This is a genomic window from Desulfofustis glycolicus DSM 9705 (assembly GCF_900130015.1).
Lineage (GTDB): Bacteria > Desulfobacterota > Desulfobulbia > Desulfobulbales > Desulfocapsaceae > Desulfofustis > Desulfofustis glycolicus.
Map to the genome: position 1 here is coordinate 1 of NZ_FQXS01000055.1, position 9,374 is coordinate 9,374.

The following is a 9,374-nucleotide window of genomic DNA, read 5'->3' on the forward strand; positions in this document are numbered from 1 at the left end:
CCTCTCACCGAAGGAGCATCCCAATGAAAGCCGAACAAACTATCCACTTCCTCTCCGAACTACTCGAACTGACCGAATACCTTGGGGCACTCGTCAGAGATCAGTGCCGACTCATGGCCGCCGACCAGGATGGTCATCTGATCGAAGATCCCGAGCAGGAACGGGACGTGCCGTTCTGATCTGATAAACGAACTGCCCATCAGTACTCGGCTTGCCCCTTGGCCGGCGCTTCAGCGACGCCGGCCGGGGGGGCAGCAGCAAAATAATCAGACAACGCTGTCAAAATAATCAGGAAAACGATGTTCATTTATTGTGAGAAGCAACACTATAGGCATAGAGTTGGTAGGTTTGGCTATAATGCGTCCAGCTGCGCATGGTCTCGCGGACTGGATCGAGGTTTGCTTGGACCAGCTTCAATGAGAGTCTCGCACCGATGAGAAACTTCAGATGCTGACGATACAGCTCGTTGATATTGGCACTACTATAGAACCCTCGATCGAGGACCACCTTAATCTTCCGGTAACCCAAGGTGTTCATGTCGGCCAGCAGCTTGGTCAGCGTCTTGACATCGGGGATGTTGCCGGCCAGTTTCCGGTAATAAAACGGCAATCGTGACTGCTGGCCGAATAATAATGCCAGGTTGATCTGGGCAAGTGGTTCATGGTCTTTGTTGTTCCCGTAACGTACCTGCTTGAGGCACTTCGAGTAGCTGGAAACAGACGTACTGTCATAGGCCAGATATTCCTTCTCGACTCGCCGCTGTCCCTGCAACTCGAAAAAGCGCTGTCGTTCGGCTTCAGTAATGGACGCAAAAAGTTCGCTGCTGCGTTGCGAGGAAATCGGCGATCCGTGCGGATGCCAATGGGTGGCAGCCCAGCGGGGAAAACGACTGAGCGAATTACGATCTTCCAGGATAAGATAATAGGCGATGGAAAGAATCTGCCGCCAGGTATCGGGGAAGCAGGCACGCAGATCGTCAACCACTCCGGTGACACTGCCGATCCAGTCAAAGAAATAGGTGGCGCCGTAAAAACTCCTAGCTGCCGTGGTGATCGGCACCGGTCCCCGCTTCGCTCTTCCCCCGGCCACCACCGGTTTTTTCCGGGGGCGATTGGGAACAATCTGCTTGGTGACCGGATCAAGCCGCCCGATACAGGTCCGCTTCGCTCGAGACTGTTGCTTTTCCTTGTCCCAGTAAGCAGTCGATTCGTAGGCGTAGGTGACACCGGTCTTCTTGTTGGTTTGGTACACGATGGTGGCCATAGGCAATCCTCCCTCATCGTTACAATATACACTTTGTAACGAGGTTATTGCAAGAAGAATTGCCTCAAATTATCATATTTTTAGGTGGTTATTTAAATTCATCGTTACAATTTTCCGGGAACTCAGGATTTACCTGAAAAATTTTCCATCGTAAGCCAGGTTTTTATGACTTTATAATCTTCCTCCACTGGCCATCTGCAGTGATATAGTTCCTTAAAGAGTTCGTAGGGGTACAGCGCCGTATCAATTAGGGAGGTAATAAGAATTCCCGTTTCGCCAGAATCAAGTTCAACTCTAATCAAGCGGCAACGAAAAGGGGCTGTGTCTAAACCGAGATCCCTGCATTGTGCCAAAGCTGTCTTTATGGGAGGAATTTCAACAATTTTTTCTCTCAGACCAGAGTGGTAAAACTCACTAACGATATTCCACTTTGTATTAGATACTCTGGCACAGAAGTCAGCTTCATAGGATAAAATGAGCTTAAACAGCCAAAAGGCAGGATAGCCTCTATCCAAGAGGATAAGAGTATTTTTTCTGAGATATCTGCAATGCTCAGCAGCAAGCTCTCTTTCATCGACACCTTTTGGTGCGATAAGCGCATCAACAGAAATCTTGTTGAGAGGATCGAACATTTGAGAAATCCTGGCCATAGGACATGAGGGGCCCCGGTGAACACCCCAAGTGCCAAAGTGTTCTGCAATTTCGTTCGTGGGGGGAAGTCTTACTGTTGATCCATCGAATGCTGCAAGACGCAAGCCTTGCCATGTTCGGGGATTGAATTCTCTGTAGAAGAAATCAGTTTGTTGTTGGTTAAGTTCGATGAATGCCTGATATTTGAGTTTCTTCCTGGCTTTTGAAAATTCTGACTTGGTAACGATTCGGCGGGCTATCTTGTATCCGCGAATATTTTTAAAGAAATTATCCAGTTCATCCTGATAAGATCCTCTCAGGAAGTTGAGTAGAAAGAGAATGATGACTTGAAGTGAGAGAATCCGGTCTCGGACGAAATCTTTTTCTGAGAAGCGGTGGCGAGCGATAAAATCGGGTTGAGATAGAATATTTTCAATGAATTTAACGAGATTGACACAGCATTTGAAAAGCAGGCTCCATGCCAACAGTGGAAGGAAAGTGATATTTTTCTTGCATAACTGAAGTCTCCGTAGATGAGGGGTTGCGGTTATCATTCTGGCGTCAGATGCAAGTTCAATATAACACTTAACCATATAATATTAAACAGTTTGTATTGGATTATTTGTTGTTAAGTCAACGACATTGACTCTAAACTCCAGTTTATTAATACAGTATGTTATACCGAGTCATTCGACTCTTAACCGGACACTACTGATTTTGGACATGATTGAATTTTTGATATGTATGAGATATAAAGCAAACAGATAATAACAGGAAATTTGTAATCGAAACCCGACGACATGTAGGGATTTGTTCCGCTTGCAATTAAATATCCCGCCAAACCCATGGATATTGCTTTACCGACAAAACCATTTCTTTTTAATTTTTTGAACAAAGAGATAAATAAACCGAAAAATATTGATATTCCCACAATCCCAGTTTGATATAGATAGAGAAAATATGTTAACTCGTAGTGCCAAGGTTTCTCCAAATTTGCAATATGTGTCGATATTCCTTTCCCAAAGCCAACGCCAATAATTGGGTTTTGAGCAAAATTTCTAAACAACTCTATCATTTGTACAAATCTTTTATCTTCAGCTGCATCTGTTATTAAAGTCTTTATATATAAGTTATAATATGAATTAAAATCGATAAAAAATAGTAGCTCTGTTTGGAACAAAAGTAACACTATTAAAAAGAAAAAGACAGGAACCATAATTGTCAAATTCATTCTTTTTAAATTTGTAAAAAAATAAACAATTAAAAATAATGCTGTGATGATTTGCACAATTCTTCTGCCAGCTAACAATATAAAAAAGAAGGACATTGATATAATCATATAATAAATGAATTTATTTTTAGTTGACTCAGATGTATTTATAAATAATAGAATTGGAAACAAAAACGATATAAAAGCAATATTTGGCAAACCGGTGCGGATTATTCCGTTAACATACTGAACTGATTCAAAAGGAATCCATCTTAAAAACGATAATTTTCCAAATACTGGATTCAATACAATATATAAACCGACTACAGACAGGGAAAATGAGGAACAAAAAACCATTCGAATGATAGTCTTTTCGTCTATTGAAACTAATAGCGTGAATACGAAAAAAAACAAATACCATAAAAATTCCACTCTAAAGGCATCAGAGGCACCAGGATTATAATTCAATAGCCCATAAAAGCTCCATGCAAATGCAAAAAAAAGATAAGTAAAATACCATGTGAGAACATATTTTGATATTTTCAGTTTAAAATTGCATTCAAATGTACCAACAATAAGCAATATTAAAAGTAATATTATTTTAATTACTTGAAAATGTCTAGGAAATGTAAATAGTAATATTCCAAGGAATATAAATAAAAAATTTTTAGTTGTATTTAGAAAAAAGTGCATGCTCTTTACTGGAGTTTAGAGATTAAGCAACGCTTATTCCAATTTGCATTCAAATTGATCTAATATACAATATATCTGAAGCGGTTTCTCAGAATACCTCTACAGGGGAGGCACAGGCATATTATGGCAAGGCCAGCACAACTCACCACTGCGATGGAAAAGGTCGCCCAGCACAGATCCAGGAGGCCAAAACCGCCAGGGAGCTTCGCACCGGGCTCAGCGTGTTGATCCCCAAGAAATATAGCTGCCCGAACGCCGAGGTTGGGGAATTGCTCGGCGTTGGTATTGCAACGGTCGTGAGAATGCAGCGGCAGATTCGCGAACAAGCTGTCGGTATCGCCAAACAGAAAGCATCCTGGGGCGGTCGACGGCGACAGCTGATGACCTTTGCCGAAGAACAAGCTTTTCTTGAGCCGTGGATAGCTGCATCGAAGAGCGTTGGCGTCTTGAATGTCCCACCTCTTCATCAGGCGTTGGAGCAACATCTGGGTCGAACAGTCCATCCGTCGACGGTGTATCGCCTGCTTGCCCGCCACGGATGGCATAAGGTGGAACCTGATACCTGCCATCCGAATCGTGACGCCGAGGCGCAGGATGCTTTTAAAAAAACTTCGCCCAAACAGTGACAGAGGCGCTAACCAGGAATTGCAAAGGCTTGCCCGTACGCCTGATTTCCCAGGATGAAGCGCGCTTCGGACGGTTGAGTGATCCTCGTCGTTGCTGGGCACCATGGCCGATCCGCCCACTGGTGCGAAGAGCATTGATCCGTGAATATATGTACGCGTATGCCGCGGTGACGCCAGAGGATGGCCACCTTGATTGGATGCTGGCCGACGATAGGGCCGCCAAGACCATAGGGATATTCTTGCAGCAAGTTGCACAAAGTCACTCCAACGAGTTTGTGATAATGGTGCTGGATGGTGCCCCATTGCACCGTTCCCGTGAACTGGAGATACCGGAGCAGATGGCGCTGATACGTTTACCTCCATATGCTCCGGAGCTGAACCCGGTCGAACATTTATGGGATGAATTATGTGAAAAGGAATTTGCCAATAATGTTTTTGACTCTCTCGACGCTGCCGTAATCCAACTGGCCTTCGGCCTTTGGCGCCTGGAAAACAATCCGGTAGCGATTCAGTCTTTGATCGGCTGGCAGTGGATATTAGAGTCATCTTGATTGCGAAATATAATTAGAAATCCAAGGTGGAGAGTCAGAGCGGTAGATAAAATAGAAAATAAATTCTTGCTCGTTATTTCATTATCTGATTATGTAGCAGTCTCAGCCAGGCCCATTTTTCGGTGCAGGGGTATCACCTGGTGATACCCCTGCCACGACCTACGTCGTTGATACCACGATTTTGTTTCATAGCTGTGAGAACTCAGCCGTTCCCGGCGCGGGTTTTGAAGATGGCTGAGTTTCATTAGTAATCAGATTTCATTATCGGTTCGGCCATCGTTACCGCATGGGCAATATGGTCACTCATTTGGCACTATATGCTATAATTTTTTCTCATATTCCAAATCTGGAGCATTGATTGGAGCTTTTTGTGGTAATTTGTGGCAATGAATAACCTGTTTGTAGTAGTTTAATATTTTCTCGCCACTTTCTTCTATAGAATAGAGTAGGATAGCCTCTTTTTGAGCCTTTTTAATTCTATCCTTATAAGAATCCAAGTTGGTATTAGCTAGACTTTGCAAGATTGTTACAAGCTCGCAGTCATTATTATACAACAAACCCAGTTGCTTTTCTCCTAGGATCTCTTTGGTGCCCCCGATATTTTTTCCTACTACTAAACAACCACAAAACATGGCTTCAATTGTTACTCTTCCAAGTCCTTCCATTTTTGATGCAACAATTAGCGCAGTAGCCTTTCTCATTAAAGGCTTAACATCTTTTTTATATCCGACGAATTCTATTAACCCCAGACTGAATTCATTTTTTGCACAAAGAATTAATTCTTTTTTATATTCTTCACTCCCAATCTTCCCGACAATAATTAGTTTATATTTTGTATTATTTTCACAAAATTTTGAAAACGCCCATAAAATATTTTTGATACCTTTAAAATCTGCAATTCTTCCAACAAACAAAAAGTACTTGTCTTTGCAAAAATCTATAGTTGTTTCAGTTTTAGAAAAAATACCATCTGGGATAATTTGATAATTAATTCCGGTTAAACTAAAATGTTTTGCAATATTTTTTGAAATTGGAATATTATAATTAGCATAACTTTTAAGTTTTTTGACAAAATGATATTTTGAAGGATAAAGCTTCCACCCAAAGTCTAGGTCTTGGTATTCGCGAAGATGCCAAAAATGGAGTATACGCATACTTTTTGCAACGGAATAACCTATATGAGAAGGACCAATATTCGTATGGATTATATCTGCCTTAAAATCTTTAGCTATTTTCCTTAGTTTTAATAAAGATAGAATGTTGCAGAATTGATATACTACTATTTTGGGCACAAACCATAGATAGTCAGGCAAGAACTTAACTCTTGGCCAGATGTTAAAGTAATATTTAATTATTTTATAAGGTATTCCTCGTTCTTCAAGTTTTTCTGTAAGATCACCTTCTTCTATTACAATTACAAGTGGATTTATTCCCTTTTTAGTGAGATATTCCAACATACTTAATAGAGACAAACATGAACCAAAAAGATCAGCCTTTCTCTCAACATAAATTACCTTTATTTCATTGTTATTTATCATTTAAAGCTTCTTTAAGAAAGAATTTTGAATATTCAATCTCCTGTTTAAAATTATTTTCATTAATCTGCTTTATTGAATTATTAAAATCGAAACAGTTCAAATTATCAATCATTCTTTCTGTAAGTCCTGATTTTTGTAGTAAAGTATTCACTCTATCTGAATTTTTTCCCATTCCTATTGCATAAAATTTTTTCCTAAACAGTATAGAAAATGCAACGCCATGAAACGATGTTGACACAACTATTTCCGCATCCCTAATAAGCCTTAAGAAATCAAACGAGTTGGCCGTTTGACAATGATATCTCTTTCCAAATTTGAATGGATTCAGACGCCCCTGCAATTCAACTATTCTAAAATTTGTTTTTTCTTTTAAACACTCAACGAAATCATTTGCCTCTTTTGATAAGAGAAGTTGATAGAAGAATATATATTTTTCTTTTATTATACGCTCTGTAGAAAGTAGTCTTAACCATGATTCTTGACTTAATAAAAAGACTGGGTCCAAAACTAATTTTGGCTCGACATTAGTAAATTTTGCTATCATTTTTTGTAATTGGTTTTCCCTAACAGAAAGATGGCTAAAATTATTCAACAAATTTTTCATTTTTTTTAGTGAATCAGATTCAATTTCAGTTACACCCATACTTGCAGCATAACTAATCTTTTTCGTGCAATTTAAATATTCTCCAAAATATACCTCATCAAAACTTCTAGATTGAGTATACTTATGTTCTCTCCATATTTGATCACTTCCGTAAATTACAACATCATAACTCGCCGTACTTAATGCACTATGAGTTTTATATTTTGGTATTTTTTTCAACAATAATTCATTTTTTATAAAATCAGTGTAACCTCGTTTTCTTCTCAATGATTTTCTTAAGGATATTGAAACTTTTATTAGCGCTTTTAGCCATTTTAATGAAGAAGAATTTGACAAGCTAGGAATAAGTCGAAAGAGATTTTCATGATAATCTGGCCAATAATCGACAAACTCTACATCATGCCCTAACGATTCAACATATTTTTTTAGGGCATACGCTTGCAATAATGCACCATGATTGTGAGCTCTCTGGTATGTGAGTATTCCAATTCTCATCTTCATTCTCAGTAATCACGACAAAGAAAGAGAGTTAACTTTTAGAAATGCTGTCAAGAAAATTAGTTGTGTGCGTCAAGTTCTGCAATTTGCTTTCATAGCATGTGGTGGTGTACAGTCGGGCCGGCGATCGCCGGCCCGACTGCGGTTCACGCTGCAAGTTCCATCAACAGCTGCTTTTTGTGCTCTCTGAGCAGATTCATATCCAGATACCGGTGAGCCTCGATCCAATTCTCATGGGTCTCAACGGCTAACGCTCGTACCAGACGCAGGCAGCTCTGCTCATTGGGAAAGATCCGCACCACCCGGGTACGTCGCTTGATCTCCTCATTGAGCCGTTCAAGCATATTCGTTGACTTCAGATGCTTGTGGTGCCTTAACGGTAGCCGATAAAACGACAGCGTCTCCTCGATCGATGTTTCCACCCAGTCGCACAGCTTGGCATACTTCGTTTGCCAACGCTTCAGCCAGGCGGCCAGATCCTTCCGGGCCTCGGCCAGGTCGCGGCGATCGTACAACCAGCGCAACTCGCGCAAGCAATCGTCATCTGCTTTGCGTGGCAGATAATCCAGAGCATTGCGCAGAAAGTGAACGTAACAGCGCTGCCAGCACGCCTCCGGCAGCACCTCAGCGATGGCCCTGCGCAAACCAGCATGGTCATCGCTCACCACCATTTCCACTCCTTTCAGCCCTCGGTGCTTGAGCGAGAGCAGAAACTCTTTCCACGAACTGGTGCTTTCACGATTGGCCAATTCCACGCCCAGCACCTGGCGCCGGCCGTCCCAGTCGATGCCGATCGCCAGCAGTACAGCCCGGCTCCTGATAGAGCCGCTTTCCCTGACTTTCTCGTAACGCGCATCGACGATCAGGTACGGATATGCCTCCTCCAGCGGCCGCCGAGCAAATTCCTGCAGCTGGTTGTCCAAGCGCTTGACGATGCTGCTGATCGAGCTGGCAGAAAAACTGTGGCCGCACAGCTGTTCCGTGACCACCTTGACTTTGCGCGTTGAAACGCCCTGGATGTACTCTCTGCCAAGGCGGCTACCAGCGCCTTCTCGCTGCGCTGGTAGCGCTCGAAGAGCTCCGTGGAAAATCGGCCTTGGCGATCCTGGGGCACCCGCAACTCCAGTTTGCCGACCCGCGTGATCAGCGTACGATTGTAATAGCCGCTACGGTAACCGACCCGTTCTTCCGTCCGTTCATTCTTCCGCGCCCCTAACGCCTCTTCCATCTCTGCTTCAAGTGTTTCCTGGACCACCTCTTCGATCAACGTCTTGAGCAAATCCCGGTTCTCATGCAAAAGACCTTTGACATCCGACATGCTTACGATAGATTTCGATTGGACCATGGCTTACTCCTCCTGTGGAGATGTGATTATCCGCTAATAACCACATGCCATGGTCCTTTCCTTTTTGCAGAACTTTTTGCACATTACCAGAAAATTGTTCCATCATGTTATAGTGGACCCCAGTTTTAAGACAGTAGTTTAAGCTAGACGCAATCCCGAGGAACAGGAAAAGATGAGTGAAGGAAAGAAGAGAAAGTTCCATACTCCCGAGTTCAAGGCCAAGGTAGCTCTGGAGGCATTGCGAGGGATAAAAACGCTCAACGAGATAGGGCAAGAATTTGGGGTCCACCCTATTACGGTTGGGCATTGGAAGAAGGAACTTCAAGAGCAGGCAAAAACGCTCTTTGAAGGAAAGCGAGGTCCTACACCGATCGCGGCACATCGAGAACCTGAACTGTTGTACAGCGAGATTGGCA

8 protein-coding genes and 2 pseudogenes are annotated in these 9,374 nt (G+C 42.4%); 4 read left to right on the forward strand and 6 right to left on the reverse strand.

Annotated elements, in window-relative coordinates; translation table 11 throughout:
- Positions 1–23 precede the first annotated feature (23 nt).
- Positions 24–179: a hypothetical protein gene (locus tag BUC26_RS23500; protein ID WP_153307098.1), complete on the forward strand. Its 156-nt coding sequence runs from the start codon at positions 24–26 to the stop codon at positions 177–179.
- 142 nt (positions 180–321) lie between these two features.
- Here the strand turns inward: BUC26_RS23500 and BUC26_RS21845 are convergent.
- The 3 genes and pseudogenes from BUC26_RS21845 to BUC26_RS21855 form a co-directional block, all read right to left on the reverse strand.
- Positions 322–1,263, reverse strand: a pseudogene (locus BUC26_RS21845) (IS1634 family transposase); the annotation flags it as partial.
- A 122-nt stretch (positions 1,264–1,385) separates the two neighbouring features.
- Positions 1,386–2,447, reverse strand: coding sequence for an IS4 family transposase (locus BUC26_RS21850; protein WP_161949922.1), 1,062 nt, complete (start codon positions 2,445–2,447; stop codon positions 1,386–1,388).
- A gap of 143 nt (positions 2,448–2,590) precedes the next feature.
- Positions 2,591–3,571: a hypothetical protein gene (locus tag BUC26_RS21855; RefSeq protein WP_143166129.1), complete on the reverse strand. Its 981-nt coding sequence runs from the start codon at positions 3,569–3,571 to the stop codon at positions 2,591–2,593.
- A 446-nt stretch (positions 3,572–4,017) separates the two neighbouring features.
- On the opposite strand from BUC26_RS21855, the gene BUC26_RS21860 reads away from it, so the two are divergent.
- Positions 4,018–4,422, forward strand: a complete 405-nt coding sequence (locus BUC26_RS21860; protein ID WP_208609880.1) for a winged helix-turn-helix domain-containing protein — start codon at positions 4,018–4,020, stop codon at positions 4,420–4,422.
- Positions 4,423–4,451: 29 nt separating this feature from the next.
- Positions 4,452–4,973, forward strand: coding sequence for a transposase (locus BUC26_RS21865; protein WP_208609881.1), 522 nt, complete (start codon positions 4,452–4,454; stop codon positions 4,971–4,973).
- A 320-nt stretch (positions 4,974–5,293) separates the two neighbouring features.
- Here the strand turns inward: BUC26_RS21865 and BUC26_RS21870 are convergent, their stop codons facing one another.
- The 3 genes and pseudogenes from BUC26_RS21870 to BUC26_RS21880 all read right to left on the reverse strand — a co-directional run bounded on the left by BUC26_RS21870 (position 5,294) and on the right by BUC26_RS21880 (position 8,931).
- Positions 5,294–6,511 carry a glycosyltransferase family 4 protein gene (locus BUC26_RS21870; protein WP_073379465.1) on the reverse strand — a complete coding sequence of 406 codons (1,218 nt, stop codon included), beginning with the start codon at positions 6,509–6,511 and terminating at the stop codon, positions 5,294–5,296.
- Entirely contained in the window at positions 6,501–7,610 is a 1,110-nt protein-coding gene (locus BUC26_RS21875; protein ID WP_073379467.1) for a polysaccharide pyruvyl transferase family protein, read from the reverse strand. Before BUC26_RS21875 ends, BUC26_RS21870 begins: the two co-directional genes overlap by 11 nt.
- Positions 7,611–7,759: 149 nt before the next feature.
- Positions 7,760–8,931: pseudogene (locus BUC26_RS21880) on the reverse strand (IS256 family transposase).
- A 199-nt stretch (positions 8,932–9,130) separates the two neighbouring features.
- Here BUC26_RS21880 and BUC26_RS21885 point away from each other — a divergent pair.
- On the forward strand, positions 9,131–9,374 hold a 244-nt coding region (locus BUC26_RS21885), incomplete at its 3' end, for an IS3 family transposase (RefSeq protein ID WP_073376496.1).